The following is a 19,585-nucleotide window of genomic DNA, read 5'->3' as shown; positions in this document are numbered from 1 at the left end:
TACGAGCCCAACAATTTAATCAGTAACACTGGTTTTTCTCTTTGAGGTTATAATGAAATTATCTACTTTATCATTAGCTGAGCTGCGTGCGTTGCTGGGCGAAGTTGAAGACGAGATCAAGATCCGTGAAAAAGATGAAATCGCAAAAGCGCGGGCGCAAATCTTGGCAATTGCTCAAGAAGTAGGGATTCCCTTAGAAGAGTTGATTGGTGGCCGGGGTGTCATAAAAGCAGATCAAGCAAAAAAGGTTGCAATTCAATACAGGCATCCAACGGACCGAGCGTTGCAATGGACCGGCCGAGGCCGCCAACCTCAGTGGATTAAAGACTGGCTCGCATCTGGTCAGACCTTGAAGGATTTAAAAATTTAAAAGAAAAAACGCTTTGATCATTATCGTTGTTTGACGTAAATGGCAGCTTTGAAATGTAACGTCGATATTTGTGATTGTGTGCAGAGCAAGGAAGCTCATAAGAGTTACCCAAATAGCTCTTGCAATTTAACGGTTGACTTAGGTGTTGATAAGCGTATTGTGCGCTCCTCCTAAGGTAACTGACTTTAATAAAAAATATTATGCAAGTAGGCACAGGTTTGAATGCGAAAGATGTAACATCAAGAGATTTTATTACGTTGAGTGACGTGCTTTCACCCATTTTAGCTGCTCGAAAAGAAATTTGCATAGTTACTGGCGTAATTATGAGTATCACTTTTGTATCCTTTCTACTAGTGGCCGAATACAAAAGCCAAGGCTTTATCCAGTTTGGTGGTGCTATCCCGATGTTAATGGGAAAGGAGAAGGAAAAGGAAAGAGAAAAAGATAAAGAAAACAATAAAAATATGGAGCGGGCACCAGGAATCTCTCTGTCAGATTTTAAACGATATGCCGCCGCATATACGACAAGTGAGCGTTTTGAAGACTACGTGCAAGATAAGAATCTTGCCGACATGGAGGGTGTCAAAGATTTATCTCGAGTTTTCTCTTCACGGCAAGGGATATCACAAAATATAGAGCCTGTTTATCCCTTTACCAAACTTGACGCTAAAGAGTTAATGGAGCAGCCGAAGGGTAGTAGCAATAATGTAATCGGTCTCCGAATAAATTACCAAGCCAGATCTCCGGAAATCGCCCAAAAAATGGTCGGTGTTCTCGGTAATTACGCCATGGACAGTATCATTTACTTTATTTTCTCGGATATGCTTCGTTTTAAGCATGATGAGATTCAGGTGCGAATTACTGAGCTGGAAAATGTCATAATCACTAAAAAGGTAGAGCTTGAAGAGTATCGCCGTCGAGTTGCGTACTTAAAGCAAATTATTGACCGGAACCCGATTGGAAGAAATGACGTTCCACGACAAGTAGTAACAATTACCGAGGACAGCGCAAAATATCTTCCGCCGGCGACACTACTGATGACAACTGAAGTTCAGACCGTGGAGGCAAACGAGGCAATCATTAAAGCGAAGCGTGAGCAAATGCAATACAGGCTACTTCTTGAATATTATGATGGTGTCAAGGCAAGGCTCGACGAAACGAAATCGGGTGAGAAGGTCTTGCGTAGCCTTGAAGGAATCAAAGCATCCGTTTTTAAGGACAAAAATTTGGAAGATGATATTGTAAAAGAGGTCTACAATATGATCACAGTCGATAATCAGGACGCAGTAAACCTATATCTGGAGAAAAGCCGCTTCATTGCAGGTCCCACTTTGCCAAACCATTCAACTGTTCGTAAAGGCCTCGTGCTGGCAATGGGGTTTGTGATGGGACTACTGCTTTCAATTTTATTTGTTTTCACTCGTAATTGGACCGGAACGATTCGCCCGCTATCTCCCGTTTGAAAAACATGCGTTCTCATATGGGGGATATGCTAAACGGTGCAACAGAAAAGCTATTAAACTTAGCTATTTCAATAAGTAGTCACGGTCTATTGTGCGTGCTATCTTGACTCTTTCTCCCAGCATCTTCAAGGCTTACGACATCCGCGGCATCGTCGGCAAAACGCTCGACATCGGCATTGCCCGCCAGATCGGCCAGGCGTTCGGCACCGCCGTGCGTGTCAAGGAAGAAACCACCGTCGTCATCGGCCGCGACGGCCGCCTGTCCGGTCCCGAACTGTCGCAGGCACTCGCGTCCGGCCTGCGCCGCGCCGGCGTCAATGTGATCGACCTCGGCGTGGTCGCCACGCCGATGCTGTACTTCGCCACGCAGGTGCTCGATGCGCTGTCCGGCATCATGGTCACCGGCAGCCACAACCCACCCGACTACAACGGTTTCAAGATGGTGCTGGCCGGCGAAGCGATTTACGGCGACGCGATCCAGGCGCTGTACCAGACCATCGTCAAGGGCGACTTTGCGCAAGGCAATGGCGACTACCGCACGCATGATATCCGCGACGCCTACCTGCAGCGCATCGTCGGCGATGTGAAGCTGGCGCGGCCAATGAAGATTGCAGTCGACTGCGGCAATGGTGTCGCCGGTGCCGTGGCCGGCGACCTGTACCGCATGCTCGGCTGCGAAGTGCAGGAACTGTTCTGCGACGTCGACGGCACATTCCCGAACCACCATCCCGATCCTGCCCATCCGGAAAACCTGCAAGACCTGATCCGCTGCCTGAAAGAAACGGATGCTGAAATCGGCCTCGCATTCGATGGCGATGGCGACCGCCTCGGTGTCGTGACGAAGGATGGCCAGATCATTTATCCGGACCGGCAGCTGATGCTGTTTGCACAGGATGTGCTGACACGCCATGCCGGAAAGGAAATCCTGTACGACGTCAAATGCACGCGCCACGTCGCACCGTGGGTCAGGCAGCATGGCGGCGTGCCGCTGATGTGGAAGACCGGGCATTCGCTGGTGAAGGCAAAGATGCGCGAGACCGGCGCACCGCTGGGTGGCGAGATGAGCGGCCACATCTTCTTCAAGGACCGCTGGTATGGCTTTGACGATGGCTTGTATGCCGGCGCACGGCTCTTGGAGTTGCTGTCGCACGTGGCGGATCCGTCGGCGACGCTGAATGCATTGCCGCAATCGGTGAGCACGCCGGAATTGCAATTGAAGCTGGAAGAGGGCGAGAACTTTGCGTTGATTGCTAGGCTGCAGCAGGAAGCGAAGTTTCCCGAAGCACAGCAGGTGGTGACGATCGACGGTGTGCGGGTCGAGTATGCGGATGGTTTCGGGCTGGCGCGCTCGTCGAACACGACGCCAGTGGTGGTAATGCGCTTCGAGGCGGAATCGGTGGACGCACTGCAGCGCATACAGGCCGACATTAAGCGGGCGATCCTTGCAGTGAAACCGGACGCAGCCTTTCCGTTCTGACGATTCGGCGAAACGTTTTTTCTGCAGGGCGGGGTGCGGTGCACCATCTCATTGAGCATGCATGATGTTGTCAGATTGCACCGGTGAGGCAGTCTCACGCAGTCACATACGTTAAACTCGTGCGTTTCACACATGACATGCCTGCCCTGGTATGTGGAGCGAGACGAGATATATGCAACTGAACCTCGGTACGAGCTGTAACGCCGATTCTGGTCATCGGCCGCTCCGTCTGCGCGGGTTATTTTGCTGATGCGCGCACTTTATTCCCTCGCCTGGTGTCTTGCATTGCCTCTGGTTCTCTTGAGGCTTTGGGTGCGCGGCCGAAAGGAGCCGGGCTATCGCCAGCATCTCGGCGAGCGCTTCGGCTTTTATGGCCGTAGTACGCCCGGAAAATCTCGCATGTGCATGCTATGGGTGCATGCTGTCTCCGTGGGCGAGACGCGCGCGGCCGAACCGCTGATTGACGCCTTGCTAGCGGCGTATCCCGATCATTCCATTCTCTTGACGCACTTGACGCCGACTGGCCGCGCAACCGGACGCTCGCTGTTCGGGAAGCATGGCGCTCGCGTCGTGCAGTGCTACCTTCCCTATGACATTGGCTGGATGGTTGGCCGCTTTCTGCGCCGCTTTGCGCCGCGCATCTGCATCCTGATGGAGACCGAAGTCTGGCCGAACGTTATGGCGCAATGCGTGCGCCGCCGTGTCCCTGTTGCGTTGGTGAATGCGCGCTTGTCGGAGCGTTCGCTCGCGCGGGCGAAGCGTTTGTCCGCGTTAATGGACGAGGCCGCGCATGCGATGTCATGTGTCGCGGCGCAAACTGAGGCTGATGCAGATCGGTTGCGGCAACTTGGAACGCCGAATGTTCATGTCACTGGCAGCATCAAGTTTGATGTCACTCCACCGGAGGAAATGCTCGCGAGGGGCGCTGCACTGCGGCGGCAGCTTGGCAGCCGGCCTGTTCTGCTGTGCGCAAGCACGCGGGAAGGGGAGGAGCAAATGATTCTGGATGCATGGATGGCATCCAGATCGAGCGACGTCTTGCTGGCCATCGTGCCGCGCCATCCGCAGCGCTTCGACGAAGTGCAGAAATTGATCGAATCGCGCGGACTAAAGATCTGTCGGCGTTCCGCAATCGCGGATGCACCCGCCCCTCAGGATGCCGACGTCCTGCTAGGAGACACGATGGGCGAGATGTTTGCGTATTACGCTACGTGCGACGTGGCCTTTATTGGCGGCAGCCTTTTACCCCTTGGCGGGCAGAATCTGATTGAGGCCTGTGCGGTAGGCAAACCGGTGCTGATCGGTCCGCACACCTTCAATTTTGCCGTTGCGACGGAAGATGCGATTGCTGCGGGCGCTGCCTTGCGTGTAGCTGATGCATCGGAAATGACTCGAGAAGCGCTGCGCTTGCTGCATACGGATCAGGCACGACAGGAGATGGGTGCCAACGCACAGGGATTCGCACGGCAGCATCGCGGTGCCACTGCACGAACCATGGATTTGCTGAGGCAGCTTCTTTAGAGAGTAAAAAAACGATTGCAGTGTTGCGTGGGGCGCCATCCGCGCGATGACCGTCCGCCTCGTTGCTACAACGAGCGGTAAGCTTTCCGGCAGCGCACCTTGCAACCGGCGCTCAGTCAGGCCCCGCGAATGGCTGAGCCAAGAACTTCATCACAACAATTACTGCGGCGCCCGAGCTGCGGACGTTTCGTTCAAACCGCCACCTAATGCACGATACAGGTCAATTGCATTCGTGAGACGCAGTAGTCGCGCCTGTACCAGTGCCTGTTCCGCGGAAAACAGTTCGCGCTGCGCATCCAGCACATCTAGCGAACTTGCCACGCCGCTCTTATAGCGCAGGTCGGCCAGCTTCATGCGTTCCGTTTGCGCTTCCAGAACAGCACGTTGCGCTTCGATTTGTTCCTCCAGCGCCGCGCGTGCCGTCAATGCGTCGGCAACCTCGCGAAAGGCGGTCTGAATCGTTTTCTCGTATTCGGCGACGGCAATATTCTTGCGCGTCTCTGACAGGCTCAGATTGGCACGATTGCGTCCGGCATCGAAGATCGGCAATACCATTTGCGGTGCGAACGACCAGGTGCGAGAGCCGGCGTTAAACAGGCCCGACAATTCGTTGCTCGCCGTGCCGATGCCGGCGGTCAGGGAGATGCGCGGGAAGAAGGCTGCTCGCGCCGCGCCGATATTGGCGTTGGTAGCTTTCAGGCGTTGTTCGGATGCGCGAATATCCGGACGTTGCGTTAGCAGGTCCGATGGCAATCCAGCGGGAATGTCGGTGACGATGCTTTGCTCCGACAGTGGTTGGGCCGCCGGCAGGTTAGCAGCTGTCGTGCCGACGAGCAGGTTCAATGCATTGCTCGCTTGTGCGCGTTGCCTGGTCAGCGTCGCGAGGGATGCTCGCGCCGACTGGACAAGTGTTTCGTTCTGGCGCAAGTCGAGTGCCGAGGATGCGCCTACTTCAAACCGCTGCTTGGCGAGTTTGTATGCGCTTTCGCGGCTATCGAGCGTCTTACGGGCAAGGTCGTATTGCTCCTCGAACGCGCGCTCGGCGAGATAGGCTTTAGCGACCTCTGCTACCAGCGTGATGCGGGCAGCCTGGGCAGCCTCTTCGGTCGCCAGGTACTGTGCGAGTGCAGCGTTGTTCAGGCTGCGGACACGGCCGAAGAAATCCAGTTCAAAGGAGGCGAGGCTCAGGCCTACCTGATAGCTGCTTCCGACGCCGGATACGCCGCGCGCAGAGAGGTCAGCCGGTGTTCGGCTTCGTGACCCGCTCGCAGTCGCGTTCAGGTTTGGCCACAGGTCGGCAGACTGGATGTTGTATTGCGCCCGGGCTTCCTCGATGCGGAGGGCCGCAATGCGCAGGTCGCGATTGTTGTTGAGTGCTGTATCAATCAGCGTCTGAAGCCTCGGATCCGGGAAGAACTCGCGCCAGCCCGTTGCTGCTGCGTGTTCACCCGTCTGCCCTGCTTCCGCAGGATAGACTGCGGCAATCGGAGCGGCCGGGCGTTCATAACGCGGCGCAAGCGAGCAGCCGGACAGGACACCGGCGACCACCAAGGAGAAGGTAAGTTTTTTCATCATTGCTTGTCGTCCTTTTGTGCTTGCTCTTGTGCCTGCATGTGTTCCATGTAGAAGCGGCGCTGACGCTCGCTTCCCTTGAAACGGCTGCGGATGACGACGAAGAACACCGGCACCAGCAGCACGGCGAGCACGGTCGCAGTGATCATCCCGCCCATCACGCCGGTGCCGATTGCGCGCTGGCTGGCCGAGCCCGCCCCGGAGGCAATCACCAGCGGCAGCACGCCGAGGATGAAGGCAAGCGAGGTCATGATGATGGGACGGAAGCGTAGGTGCACTGCTTCCAGCGTCGCATTGAACAGGCTCATGCCCTGCGCCTGCAGGTCCTTGGCAAACTCGACGATAAGGATGGCGTTTTTCGCCGACAGGCCGATGATCGCAATCAGGCCGACCTTGAAGTACACGTCATTTGGCATGCCGCGCATGGTCGCAAAGAGCAGCGCACCGAGGATGCCGAGCGGCACAACCAGCAACACCGAGATCGGAATGGTGGTGCTTTCGTAAAGTGCAGCCAGCACGAGGAACACCGCCAGTATCGACAATGCAAACAAGGCAGGCGCTTGCGCACCGGACGTTTTTTCTTCCAGTGACTGGCCGGTCCATTCAAGCGCGATGCCCGCCGGCAGTTTGGCCACGAGTTGTTCCATTTCCTCCATCGCTTCGCCGGTGCTGCGGCCCGGAGCGGCGGCACCGGAGACCTTCATTGCAGGATAGCCGTTGTAGCGGAAGAGCTGGACAGGCGCGACGATCCATTGCGATGTCGTGAACGAGGAGAACGGCACCATATCGCCTTTGGTATTGCGAACGTACAGGTTTTGCAAGTCTTCTGGTTGCATGCGCTTCTGTGCATCCGCCTGCACGATGACGCGCTGTTGCCGGCCCTGGCTCGGGAAGTCGTTCACATATGACGAGCCCAGCGCGGTGGACATGGTGCTGTTGATATCGACGAAGCTCACGCCAAGAGCATTGGCCTTGTCGCGGTCGATGTTCAGCTGCAGTTGCGGCGTGTCCTCCAGGCCTTCCGGACGAACGCCGGCCACGACCTTGCTCTGTGCCGCCATGCCGAGCAACTGATTGCGTGCGGCAAGCAGTGCGTCATGACCGAGGCCTCCGCGGTCCTGAAGGCGCATCGTGAAACCCGTTGCGTTGCCGAGTTCCATGATTGGCGGCGGGCTCAGCGGGAATACGATCGCGTCCTTGATCTGCGAGAAGGCGCCGAATGCACGCCCCGCAATCGCTTCGGCGCTCTGGTCCTTGCCGCGCTCGCCCCAGTCCTTCAACGGTGTAAAGACGAGACCGGCGTTCTGGCCGCTACCCGAGAAGCTGAAGCCGGCAATCGCGATGACGTTGGCGACGGCCGGTTGCTTCATGTAGTAATCCTCAATCTGGCCTAGCACCTCGAAAGTGCGGTTGGCACTGGCGCCGGGCGGCAATTGCACGTTGGTGATCAGGAAGCCCTGGTCTTCCTGCGGCAGGAATGACGTTGGCATGCGTGCATACAGCAGCGCGACGACGGCGAGGATCAGGCCGTACAGCACCATGTAACGCGTGGTCTTGCCGAGCATGCGGCCGACCATCGACTGATAGCCGACGGAGGTGCGATGGAAGGCGCGATTGAACCAGCCGAAGAAACCGGTCTTTGCATGATGGTGTCCTGCTTCGACCGGCTTGAGCAGCGTCGCACACAGAGCCGGCGTCAGCGTCAGCGCCATCAGTGCGGAGAAAGCCATCGAGGCCACCATCGACAGCGAGAACTGGCGATAGATCGCGCCGACGGCGCCGCCGAACAATGCCATCGGCAGGAACACGGCGATCAGCACGAGCGTGATGCCGATGATAGCGCCGGTGATCTGGCCCATGGCCTTGCGGGTTGCCTCACGCGGCGACAACCCTTCTTCGCTCATTATGCGCTCGACGTTTTCCACCACCACGATCGCATCGTCAACGAGGATGCCGATCGCCAGCACCATGCCGAACATGGTCAGCACGTTGATCGAAAAACCGAACAGCAGCATGGTGGCGAATGTCCCCATCAACGCAACCGGCACGACGATGGTCGGGATCAGCGTGTAGCGCATGTTCTGCAGGAACAGGTACATCACGAGGAATACCAGCAGGATCGCCTCCAGCAATGTCTTCACGACTTCCTCAATGGAAATCTGGACGAAGCGCGAGGTGTCGTACGGGATGTCGTATTTGACGCCAGCCGGGAAATACTTCTCCAGCTGCTCCATGCGGGCACGTACTGCTTTTGCCGTGGCGAGTGCGTTTGCCGTTGGCGAAAGCTGCACGCCGATCGCTGCGTTCGGCTTGCCGTTCAAGCGGGCGGAGGTGCCGTACTGCTGTCCGCCGACTTCGATGCGTGCAACGTCGCGCAGGCGGACGGTGGAACCGTCACGATTGGCGCGCAGGATGATGTTGCCGAACTCCTCGGGCGAGGTTAACTGACCGCTCACGACGATAGGCGCGGTTACCTGCAGGTTGCTCGGGTTGGGCAATTCACCGAGGCTGCCGGACGCGACCTGCGCATTCTGCGCGCGGATGGCGGCGGTGACATCGGCAGGTGCAAGCTTGAGGCCGACGAGCTTGGCAGGATCGATCCAGATACGCATTGCGCGCTCGGTGCCGAACAGTTGCGCCTGGCCGACGCCGGGTACGCGCTTGACTTCGTTGAGGACGTTGCGCGACAGGTAATCGCCCAGCGCCACCGGATCCATGCGGCCGTCGGCCGACGACAGCGTAATTACCAGCAGGAAGTTGCTGCGCGCCTTCGTCACCTGCACACCTTGCTGCGTCACAGACTGCGGCAGACGGGCCTCCACGCGCTTGATGCGGTTTTGCACATCGACGGCGGCGAGGTCGGGATTGGTGCCCGGCAGGAAGGTTACGGTGATCTGTGCCTGACCGTTGGCTTGCGCCTGCGACTCGATGTATTGCAGGCCCTCGGCACCGTTCATCTCCTGTTCAATCAGGCTGATGACGCTTTCATCCAGTGTCTGTGCGGTCGCACCCGGATAGGTGGCATTGACCTGAATCGCCGGTGGTGCAATGGTCGGATACTGCGCGATCGGCAGTCGCGTGAGCGACAGCGCCCCGGCAAGCAGGATGAAGATGGCGATAACCCAGGCAAATACCGGGCGATCGATAAAAAACTTGGGCATGCGCTACTCCGTTATTTGGCCGGGGTTTTCTGCTCGGATTGTGCAGGCGCAGGAGCCGACTTGCCGGCATCTGCCTGTTTCCACGGCACTGCGCTCACAGGAGCGCCGGGTTTCACTTTCTGAATGCCTTCCACGATGACGCGGTCACCTGCCTTGAGGCCTTCATTGATGATCCACGCATTGCCCTGCACGGCGCCGGTCTTTACCGGTTGTGCGGCCACCTTGCCTTCGGCATCGACCACCATGACGGAAGCGCCGGACGGCGAGCGTTGCACCGCCTGCTGCGGCACCAGGATTGCATTCTCGGCAGCGGCCTGTTCGAGGCGGGCGCGAACATAAAGGCCGGGAAGCAGCATGCGGTCCGGGTTCGGGAATTCTGCGCGCAGGGTGACCGCGCCGGAGCTTTCGTCGACCGTCAGGTCGGAGAACAGCAGCTTGCCTGCGTGCGGATAGGGGCGACCGTCTTCGGTAACGAGCGTCACCTTGGCCTGTCCCTGGCCGACGCGCTGGAGCTGGCCGCTGGCCATTGCACGTTGCAGTTGCAGCACCTCAGTAGCGGATTGCGTCAGGTTCACATAGATCGGGTCGATTTGCTGGATGGTGGCGAGCGGTGTAGCTTCGCCCTGGCCAACCAGTGCCCCTTCGGTGACCTGCGCGCGGCCGATGCGGCCGGAAATCGGCGCGGTAACCGTGGCATAACCGAGGTTCAGGCGCGCCGTCTCGACTGCAGCCCTGGCGGCGGCCACATCGGCGGTAGCCTGTTTCTGTGCCGTCTGCGCTTCGTCGAATTCCTGTTTGCTGATGGCTGTGGTTTCCACCAGTGGCTTGTAGCGCTTAACCTTCAGGTCGGCTTGGGCTAGGTTCGCTTCGGCTTTTGAAAGGGTGGCTTGTGCGCTGTTATAGGCAGCCTGATACGGTCCCGGATCAATGCGGAAGAGCAACTGGCCCGCTTTAACGTCGCTGCCTTCACGAAATACGCGCTTGAGAACGATGCCTGGCACACGGGCGCGCACCTGGGCTACGCGCGTTGCTTCGAGGCGGCCGGGCAGTTCCGTGGTCATCACGACACGTTCCGGCGCAACGGTAACAATCGACACTTCGGGCGGTGGCATGCCTGCACCTTGGGCATTTGCGCTCGGGATCTTGTCGCCGCAACCGGCCAGCAGGGAAAACATGCACACAGCCGCGGCAACGCGCGGAACATGACGTAGCGGGTTCATACGTTCTCACTTGAAATACGGGTTGCGTTGTGGCGCTGTGTCGGAGTGGAAATTGACCGCAGTCATGCGAAGCACCACAACAGGAGTGCGCTGGTTCTTATTCTGCCGCGCCCGGGGTATTATACATACATGCATGTATGTATGTTTTTCGTAGTGTATCGAAGCCGGCGCCAGCTGGCTGATCATACCCTCAACCGCAAACTCCCGTTCTGACATGGCCAGAAGCACGAAAGAAGAAGCGCTGGAAACGCGCAATCGCATCCTCGATGCGGCCGAAGACGTCTTTTACGCGAAGGGTGTGAGCCGCGCATCTCTCGCCGATGTCGCCAGCGCCGCGAACGTCACGCGCGGTGCGATTTACTGGCACTTCAAGAACAAGACGGACCTGTTCGATGCGATGTGCGAACGCGTGCGATTACCGATGGAATCGATGGTCGAAGCCAATGGCGAAGCCGGCGGCCAGGATCCGTTGGGACAGCTGCGCGCGACCTGCGTGTTCCTGTTCAAGGAAACCGTCCGCAATCCGCACTCGCGCAAGGTGTTCGACATCATGTTCCACAAATGCGAGTTCGTCAGCGAGGACGACCCGATCCTGATTCGACGGCGCGAATGGTTCACGAAAGGATCGAAGAATCTCGAACGTATCTTGCGCAACGCCATTTCAAGAGGGCAACTGCCGCCCGACCTCGATGTCCGCCTGGCGGCAACCGCGATGCATGCGCAGATCGATGGCTTGCTCAATAACTGGCTGTTCTCGCCCGACAGCTTCAATCTCGCCAGCAACGCGGAAAGGCTGGCCGATGCCTGCATCGACACGGTGCGCTTTGCGCCGTCCCTGCGCAAGCCGGCTTCCAGACATCGTTCCACGTGTGCCGATGTCGCTGAGCAATGAAGCCTTGTTGAAGCGGGCGTTTTGTATGAGGGCGCCCATTCCGCTGCTTCGACTTACGGTGCTGTGCGTGGTCGCCTTTGCCATCATGGGGCGCAGCGCAGCTTAGAGCGTCTAACAAAATGCCGCTTGCAGCGTTGCGTGGGGCGGCCGTCCGCCTCCTCGCCGTACGTCATGTACTGTCTTCGTCGGCGCGCCTTGCCATCAGCATTGTGTTAGAGCCTGTTTGAAAACTGTAGCGAGCGGTCCGAGTTTGGTTGGAGAAGCGCAGTCGTACGTGAGGTACGGCGAGCATCGCAGAGCCAAAATCGGGCTGTGCAGTAAGTTTTCAAACAGGCTCTAAGACGCTCTTAGGAAAGAGACGTTAGCGTGAAGCCGGCGCCGTCAGGCGGAAGGCACTGACCAATTCGGATTGCTTCATCGCCTGTTCCTGCAGGGTTTCCGCCGCCGCTGCGGATTGTTCCACCAGAGCTGCATTCTGCTGGGTGATCGTGTCCATCTGCGTGATTGCCTGGTTCACCTGCTCGATCCCGGCGCTCTGTTCGCGACTGGCAGAGGTGATCTCGTTCATGATGGCTGTCACTTGGCGCACGGATGACACGACTTCGTCCATCGTCTTGCCTGCATGTTCGACCAGCCTGTCCCCGGCCTCCACCTTCTCGACCGCATCGTTGATCAGGAGCTTGATTTCCTTTGCAGCGGCAGCAGAGCGTTGCGCGAGGCTGCGCACCTCGCCGGCAACCACGGCAAAGCCGCGCCCCTGTTCACCGGCGCGTGCAGCTTCAACCGCGGCGTTCAGTGCAAGGATATTGGTCTGGAAAGCGATGCCGTCGATGACGCCGATGATCTCGGCGATCTTCTGCGAGCTGTTCCGTATCGAGCCCATGGTGTCCACTACCTGGCTGACTGCCTCGCCGCCCTTGACGGCGATGGCCGATGCCGATCTCACGACTGTATCGGCCTGCGCGGCGTTGTCGGCGTTCTGCTTCACGGTGCCGGTCAGTTCCTCCATGGAGGATGCTGTCTCCTGCAGCGAACTGGCCTGCGACTCGGTGCGCGAGGACAGGTCAGAGTTGCCGGCCGCGATTTCCTGCGCGCCCTTGTTCACAAGGTCGGTCGCTTCCTTAATCTGGCCAACCAGCAGCTTGATGTTGGTCTGCAGGATGCGAACGGCCTGCAGCACCTTCGCGATTTCATGGTCGCCATCCGACGCGATCTTGCCGCTGAGGTCGCCAGCGCTCATGCGTGCGATGTCATGCCGGGCGCGCTCCAGCGGAGAAGCGATGATCCGGTTCAGCAGCGCGCACGACAGGCCTGCGAGCAGCAGTCCCGTGGCGCTGACAACCGCTGCAGTAATGCCGTGCTGCGCCCCGATTGCGGCGGCGGCATTTGCCGCGAACAGCATGCCGAGTGTGCCGAAGGCAAGGCGTATCCGCGCCCTGATCGAGAACTTCTGCAGGAAGTTCATCGCGTCCAGGGGCGATCGGCGGACGACCGCGCCCTCGCGTATCGCAAGTGACTTGTTGCCGGCCCTGATCTCGCGGTAGGCGTGCTCGGCGGCGGCAACCTGTTCGCGGCCCGGCTTGATGCGAATCGAGGTATAGCCGGTGATGCGGCCGTTCTCCATGATCGGCGCCGCATTGGCTTCGACCCAGTAGTGATTGCCGTTCTTGCAGCGGTTTTTCACCAGCCCGGTCCAGGCTTTGCCGCTGCGGAGGGTGCGCCAGAGATCTTCAAAGGCTTCGGCAGGCATGTCCGGATGGCGCACGATGTTCTGTGGAGCGCCGATCGCTTCCTGTTCGGAAAAGCCGCTGATCGTGATGAAGTCCTGGTTGACGTAAGTGATGATCCCTTTCAGATCCGTCTTCGATACGACCGTCTCGGAGTCCTGCAGGATGTATTCAATGCCGGTCACCGGCATGTTGGTTCTCATTGTGTGGTTCCGCTCGCGGGTTGGTGGATGTGTCCTGCTACTGCGGCGTCGTACTGAGCAATAAGCAAGCCAACAAAATGGGTGCGCAGAGTGCAGTATGCGCCATACGGAATGCCATGTTATGTGTGCGTATTTGTCTTACATGTGCGACAAGCAAGCGGCGGCTTTCCCGATATCGGCAAGAGTATTTCCTATTGTCGGTAACGAATTTCCCAACTTAGAGAGCCCACTTTACGCTTGTGGGATTGGGATCAACCCGCCGTGCGGTGGCGCTTTGCGAATTTCTTAATGGTTTTGAGTTCTGCTGCGGTGGACGGAACTTATCCTACGCGGCACGGCGGGTGCGGAAAGGGCGGGCAGTTGCGGTGGCGGGCACCACCGCAGGTAGGCAGGAATAGGGTTACTCGACCAGAAGCGAATTGACCTGGACCAGGTCTTCTTCCTTGAGCGTGCCGGCAGCAGACTTCAGCTTCAGGCTGTTCACGATCGTGTCATAGCGCGCCTTTGCCAAGTCGCGACGGGTCGAATACAGCTGCTGCTGCGCATTGAGCACGTCGATATTGATGCGCACGCCGACCTGATAACCGAGGCGGTTGGATTCCAGCGCCGACTGGCTCGATACTTCGGCGGCCTCCAGCGCTTTTACCTGCGCCAGGCCGGAATTCACGCCGAGGAAGGCCTGGCGAGCGCCTTGCGCTGCGACGCGGCGCGTGTTTTCCAGGTCGGCACGTGCCTTGTCTTCCAGGGCAATCGATTCGCGCACGCGGCTGGTGACGGCAAAGCCGGAGAAAAGCGGGACGGTCCAGCGTACACCCACGGAATTGGTATAGCCGTTGGCCGTTGTGGCAGTGGTGCGATCGCTATAGCTGCGGCTTGCTTCCAGATCCACGGTCGGATAGTGGCCGGCGCGATTGCGGGATATTTCGCGCTGGGCGATCTCCAGCGCAAGCTGCTGGCTTAGCACGCCGTAATTTTGCTGCTCCGCGCTTTGCACCCACTGGTCGATGACTGCGGGCTCGGGCGTGCTCAGCTTCACGCCAGGGCGCAGCATGGCGAGTTCGCCGGTCGGCTTGCCGATGATCTGCTGCAGCGCGGTGCGTTTGATGTCGAGGTCGCTTTGGGCAGCGAATTCCTGCGCGACGACGAGGTCGTAGCGTGCTTGCGCTTCATGGGTGTCGGTAATGGTGGCCGTGCCCACTTCAAAGTTGCGCTTGGCCGATGCCAGCTGTTCGGTGATGGCCGTCTTTTGGGCCTGCACCGACGCAAGTGCATCCTGCGACGCAAGCACGTCGAAGTAGGCCTGGGCGACGCGCACGATCAAGTCTTGCTGTGCCTGCGCAAATTGCGCTTCGCTCACGGCGACCGACAGCTTGCTTTGTTGATACTGTTCCCAGTTACCCCAGCGGAACAGAGGCTGCGATAGCGACACGCCGTAGGTCGTCGCCATGATGCTTGTCGGGATATTCGGCGGCTCGGCCTTGCTGCGCGTGCCCGTTGCACCGATCACCGGCAGCAAACCCGCCCGCCCCTGCGTCGTCCTCTCCTGTCCTGCCGTCAGTGCCGCACGCGCACTTGCGTATTGCGCATCGTTGGCGAGCGCTTCCTGATACACCTGCAGCAAGTTGATTGCATGCGCATTAAGCGACAGGAAGGCACCAGCGATCAGCGTGGCAAGGACAGGTTTCCGCATTCGGTTCTCCGGGTGTCAGGAAGAGGATTAGTAGGTTGGCATCGAATTGTCGACCTGCAGCGCCCAGGCATGGACGCCGCCGGTCAGGTTCGTCACCTGCGTAAAGCCGTTGCGTTCGAGGAAGGCTGCGACGGACATGCTGCGTGCGCCGTGATGGCAGATGCACACAATAGGGGCGTCTTCCTCCAGTTCCTGCATCCGTGCCGGGACGCTTTGCATTGGCATCGGCACGGAGCCCTCGATATGGCAGGTCTGGAATTCCCAGGGTTCGCGCACATCGAGCAGCACCGGCTTTTCGCGTGACTCGTCGGCAAGCCAGGTCGCCAGTTCCGGTGCAGTGACTGTTTGCATCGCTAATCCTTAGAACACGAACTGAGACGGCGTCAGTGCTGCGTGCAGCGGCTTGACGTTGGTTTCGAAAATATTGACCTTGCTGAAGGCGCTATCGGACACGCGTGTGATGATTTGTGCCTGCATCACCGGCGCTTCGCCGATGATGGCGAAAATGCGACCGCCCACCTTCAGTTGCTGCAGGAAGGTGTCCGGCAGTACCGGCAGCGAGCCCGAGATCACGATCACGTCGTACTGCGCTTCCGCGCCGCCCCAGCCCTGTGCACCGTTGCCCAGCACGACGTCGACATTGGTGACGCCATTGGCGGTCAGGTTCTTTTCTGCAAAGGCCTTGAGCGTCGGGTCGATCTCGACCGTCGTCACGTGGCGCGCCCGATGAGCCAGCAGCGCCGCCATGTAGCCGGAACCCGCGCCGATTTCCAGCACGTTTTCATGCTTCTTCAGTTCCACGTCCTGCAGGATGCGCGCTTCCAGCTTCGGGGTGAACATGCATTCGCCACCCGGCAGCGGGATCTCGGTGTCCATGAACGCCAGGTTCTTGTGCGCCTCCGGTACGAAGTTTTCACGCTTGACCACGAGCAGCAGGTCCAGCACCTCCGTATCCAGCACATCCCACGGGCGGATCTGCTGTTCGATCATGTTGAAACGGGCTTTTTCGATATTCATTTCGGCACTCAATGGGTTAGGGGGACAAACCCGGCATTTTATCAAAGGGGATCGCTGTTTTTGCTTTGTGGAACTACTATCGCAGGCGCGCCTTGATGCTGCTCAGGTTGGGTGTTGCGCCATTTGCTACGTGCCCATGCCGCGAAATCATCCAGGTAGGTATAAATCACCGGAACCACGACAAGCGTCAGTAATGACGAAGTGATAATGCCACCGATGACCGCCTGTCCCATCGGTGCCCGCTGTTCTGATCCTTCGCCGAAACCGAACGCCAGTGGCACCATGCCGAACACCATCGCCAGCGTCGTCATCAGGATCGGCCGCAGGCGGACATGGGCGGCTTCCAGCAGCGCCGCAGTACGATCCATGCCGTGCTTGCGTGCCTGGTTGGCAAAGTCGACCAGCAGGATGGCATTCTTGGTCACCAGGCCCATCAGCATGATGAAGCCGATGATCGAAAACAGGTTGAGCGTGGAGCGGAAGAACATCAGTGCCAGGAATACGCCGATCAGCGTCAGCGGCAGTGCCGACATGATGGCAACCGGCTGCAGGAAGCTCGCAAACTGCGACGCCAGGATCATGTAGATGAAGATGATCGCCAGTGCCAGCGCCGACAGCGCGTAGCCAAACGATTCCTGCATGTTCTTGGTCGAGCCACCGAGCTGGTAGCGATAGCCGGGCTGCCAATCGATCGTGTCCAGGGCCTGCTTCACATCGGCACTTACCTGACCGGCGGAGCGGCCGACGACGTTGGCCGACAGCTCGACCTCGCGGTTCAGATCGCGCCGGTTGATCTGGTTGGCGCCGGTGGACGGCGTGATGTTCGCGACCTGCCGCAGCGCCACCATCCTCGGCGTACCGTCCGCATTGGTTTGCGAGCTGGTCAGCATCAGTCGCGCGAGGTCGTCGGCGTTGTTGCGGTCCGACGGCGCCAAACGAACCTTCACATCGTAGTTCTCGTCATCGGGTGCGCGCCATGTGGTGGCCGCCTCGCCGGCAAGCAGGGGACGCAGCGCGTTACCGATCTGCGCGACACCCACGCCAAGGTCCGCACCAATGTCGCGCTTGGGTTCGACGGCAATCGTCGGTTTCTCTGCCTTCAGGCTGGAGTCCAGGTCCACCACGCCGGGAACTGCGCGCATCTTGTTCATCGCCACTTCAGTGAGCTTGGCCAGTTCCTTCAGGTCGGTGCCCTGCAAGCTCAGGCGCAGCTGCTTGTTGTCGCCACCGACACCATCCAGCGTACCGATATGTGTCACCGTGACGCCGGCAACCTGCGCCAGTCGCTCGCGCATTGGGGCGGCGAGTTGCGCCACGCTGCGCGTGCGCTCGGCACGCGGGCTAAGGCGAATGAAGATCGATGCATAGTTCTTGCCTTGAGCAGAGCCGGTGTTGACGGTGGTGTAAGTGTCGCGCACTTCCGGGAACTCGCGCAGCACTGCCTCGACCTGGCGCGCCTTGCTTTCGGTGAATTCGAGCGAGGAACCGACCGGCGTGTAGAAGGTGACGCCGGTTTCGGAGTAGTCGGGCTGGGGCACGAATTCGGATCCGATCAGTCCGGTCGCCGGGATGGCCAGGCCGCCGAAGAAGGTTGCGGCGGCGATTGCGAGCGTTGCCATCCGGTGCCTGAGCGACCAGTCGAGAAGCACCTGGTAGGTGCGCGACATCCATTGCACCATGCGGTCGAACTGCCCGAGCACGCGGCCGATCGTCTTGTCGTACCAGTTCTTGTGTGTGCCTTTTTCGCCATGCGTATCCGGATCCGGCCATACCGACGACAGCATCGGGTCCAGTGTGAAGGACACGAACATCGAGATCAGCACTGCTGCGGTGACGGTGATCCCGAACTGGTGGAAGAAGCGGCCGATGATGCCGCCCATGAAGCCGACCGGCAGGAACACCGCGACGATCGAGAAGGTGGTGGCCAGCACGGCAAGGCCAATTTCTGCCGTGCCTTCCAGTGCCGCTGTCTTGTGGCTTTTGAAGACGCCATGCACCTTCATTCCTGCGTGCCGTACGATGTTCTCGCGCACCACGATCGCATCATCGATCAGCAAGCCCACGCACAGCGACAGCGCCATCAGCGTGATCATGTTGATCGTGAAGCCGAAGATGTACATGAACAGGAAGGTGCCGATAACCGCCACCGGCAGCGTCAGGCCGGTGATGACGGTGGAGCGCCAGGAATTGAGGAACAGGAAGACGATCAGCACCGTCAGGATTGCGCCCTCGATCATCGTACGGCGTACATTCTCGACGCCGGTGCGGATCTGTCGCGAGCTGTCCTGGATGATGTCGATTTTCACGCCGGGATACATCGACTGCATGCGCGGCTCGAGTTCCTTCAGCGCTTCCTTCATGCCGTCTGCGACGTCGATCGTGTTCTGGCCCTGTGCCTTCAGCACCGCCAGCGCGAGGGTGCGCTGGCCGTTATACAACGCTAAGCTTTCCTGTTCCTCCTGGCCGTCGACGACGGTGGCGATCTGCGACAGGAATACCGGTTGTCCGCCGCGGCGGGCAACGATGATGCGGCCGAAATCCTGCGGGTCCTTCACCTTGCCCTGGATCTGCACGACCTTTTCATCGGTGGAGGAACGGATCGCGCCGGTCGGCAGTTCCTGGTTCTCATTACGCAGTGCATTGATCACCTGGTCGATGCCGATCCCGAGGGCTTCCATTTCGCCCGGCTTCACATAGATCTGCACCTCGCGCTTGACGCCGCCAACCAGCGTGACGGAACCCACGCCGCGCACATTCTCCAGGCGCTTCTTCACGACCTGATCGGCAATCGTCGTCAGTTCACGCAGATCACGCTGCCTTGTCCCTGCATCATTGGTGACGGAAATCGCAAGGATAGGGCGGTCAGCTGGGTCGTAGCGCATGACGCGCGGTTCCTTGACCTCCTTGCGGAACACGGTTTTCACCATCGCGACTTTTTCGCGCACATCCTGTGCCGCCTGCGACGGGTCGATCGTCAGGTCGAACTCGATGATGACGACTGAACTGCCTTCGTACGAGCGGGAAAACAGGTTCTTGATGCCGTTGATCGTGTTGACCGCTTCCTCCACCTTGCGCGTGATGTCGGACTCCACCGTCTCGGGCGATGCGCCGGGATAATCGGTTTGCACCACGACCACCGGGAAAGTGACGTCCGGGAACTGATCGACCTGGAGGCGCTGGTAGGAGAACAGCCCGAGCACGACGAACGCCACCATCATCATGGTGGCGAGGACCGGGTTGCCGATACTGATGCGGGTAAACCACATGGAGGA

13 protein-coding genes are annotated in these 19,585 nt (G+C 59.0%); 5 read left to right on the top strand and 8 right to left on the bottom strand.

Going from position 1 to position 19,585, the window contains the following annotated elements; genetic code table 11:
- The first annotated feature begins 52 nt into the window (after positions 1-52).
- The 4 genes from ACYVIA_RS03525 (at position 53) to waaA (ending at position 4,831) form a co-directional block, all read left to right on the top strand.
- A complete protein-coding gene (locus tag ACYVIA_RS03525) occupies positions 53-370 on the top strand; it encodes an H-NS histone family protein (RefSeq protein WP_460837933.1) in 318 nt (105 codons plus the stop codon).
- Between the two features lie 200 nt (positions 371-570).
- Positions 571-1,833: a lipopolysaccharide biosynthesis protein gene (locus tag ACYVIA_RS03520; RefSeq protein WP_460837932.1), complete on the top strand. Its 1,263-nt coding sequence runs from the start codon at positions 571-573 to the stop codon at positions 1,831-1,833.
- Between the two features lie 100 nt (positions 1,834-1,933).
- On the top strand, positions 1,934-3,310 hold the full coding sequence (locus ACYVIA_RS03515; protein ID WP_460838704.1) for a phosphomannomutase/phosphoglucomutase: 1,377 nt from the start codon (positions 1,934-1,936) through the stop codon (positions 3,308-3,310).
- Positions 3,311-3,559: 249 nt separating this feature from the next.
- Positions 3,560-4,831: a lipid IV(A) 3-deoxy-D-manno-octulosonic acid transferase gene (gene waaA, locus ACYVIA_RS03510; RefSeq protein WP_460837930.1), complete on the top strand. Its 1,272-nt coding sequence runs from the start codon at positions 3,560-3,562 to the stop codon at positions 4,829-4,831.
- A 159-nt stretch (positions 4,832-4,990) separates the two neighbouring features.
- Here waaA and adeC read toward each other — a convergent pair whose 3' ends face one another.
- From adeC to ACYVIA_RS03495, 3 genes are read right to left on the bottom strand one after another with little or no spacing between them, the layout of a single operon-like run.
- The gene (adeC, locus tag ACYVIA_RS03505; RefSeq protein WP_460837928.1) at positions 4,991-6,406 is read right to left on the bottom strand and encodes an AdeC/AdeK/OprM family multidrug efflux complex outer membrane factor; all 1,416 of its coding nucleotides are present in this window, start codon (positions 6,404-6,406) and stop codon (positions 4,991-4,993) included.
- Entirely contained in the window at positions 6,403-9,564 is a 3,162-nt protein-coding gene (locus tag ACYVIA_RS03500) for an efflux RND transporter permease subunit (protein WP_460837927.1), read from the bottom strand. The genes adeC and ACYVIA_RS03500 overlap by 4 nt, the downstream gene beginning before the upstream one ends.
- Positions 9,565-9,575: 11 nt before the next feature.
- Positions 9,576-10,784, bottom strand: coding sequence for an efflux RND transporter periplasmic adaptor subunit (locus ACYVIA_RS03495; RefSeq protein ID WP_460837926.1), 1,209 nt, complete (start codon positions 10,782-10,784; stop codon positions 9,576-9,578).
- Between the two features lie 214 nt (positions 10,785-10,998).
- On the opposite strand from ACYVIA_RS03495, the gene ACYVIA_RS03490 reads away from it, so the two are divergent.
- Positions 10,999-11,676 (top strand): TetR family transcriptional regulator, encoded by a 678-nt coding sequence (locus tag ACYVIA_RS03490; protein ID WP_460837924.1) that lies wholly within the window; start codon positions 10,999-11,001, stop codon positions 11,674-11,676.
- Positions 11,677-12,037: 361 nt separating this feature from the next.
- Here ACYVIA_RS03490 and ACYVIA_RS03485 read toward each other — a convergent pair whose 3' ends face one another.
- The 5 genes from ACYVIA_RS03485 to ACYVIA_RS03465 all read right to left on the bottom strand — a co-directional run bounded on the left by ACYVIA_RS03485 (position 12,038) and on the right by ACYVIA_RS03465 (position 19,579).
- Positions 12,038-13,606, bottom strand: coding sequence for a methyl-accepting chemotaxis protein (locus tag ACYVIA_RS03485; RefSeq protein WP_460837922.1), 1,569 nt, complete (start codon positions 13,604-13,606; stop codon positions 12,038-12,040).
- A gap of 400 nt (positions 13,607-14,006) precedes the next feature.
- The gene (locus ACYVIA_RS03480) at positions 14,007-15,296 is read right to left on the bottom strand and encodes a TolC family outer membrane protein (RefSeq protein ID WP_460837920.1); all 1,290 of its coding nucleotides are present in this window, start codon (positions 15,294-15,296) and stop codon (positions 14,007-14,009) included.
- 27 nt (positions 15,297-15,323) lie between these two features.
- The gene (locus ACYVIA_RS03475) at positions 15,324-15,647 is read right to left on the bottom strand and encodes a rhodanese-like domain-containing protein (RefSeq protein WP_460837918.1); all 324 of its coding nucleotides are present in this window, start codon (positions 15,645-15,647) and stop codon (positions 15,324-15,326) included.
- Positions 15,648-15,656: 9 nt separating this feature from the next.
- Positions 15,657-16,313: a protein-L-isoaspartate O-methyltransferase family protein gene (locus tag ACYVIA_RS03470; protein ID WP_460837917.1), complete on the bottom strand. Its 657-nt coding sequence runs from the start codon at positions 16,311-16,313 to the stop codon at positions 15,657-15,659.
- A gap of 41 nt (positions 16,314-16,354) precedes the next feature.
- Positions 16,355-19,579 (bottom strand): efflux RND transporter permease subunit, encoded by a 3,225-nt coding sequence (locus tag ACYVIA_RS03465; RefSeq protein WP_460837915.1) that lies wholly within the window; start codon positions 19,577-19,579, stop codon positions 16,355-16,357.
- Between the last annotated feature and the right edge of the window lie 6 nt (positions 19,580-19,585).

The organism is Noviherbaspirillum agri, assembly GCF_054780595.1.
Note: the sequence above shows the minus strand (reverse complement) of the source record. Positions and strands in the feature narration are given on the sequence as shown.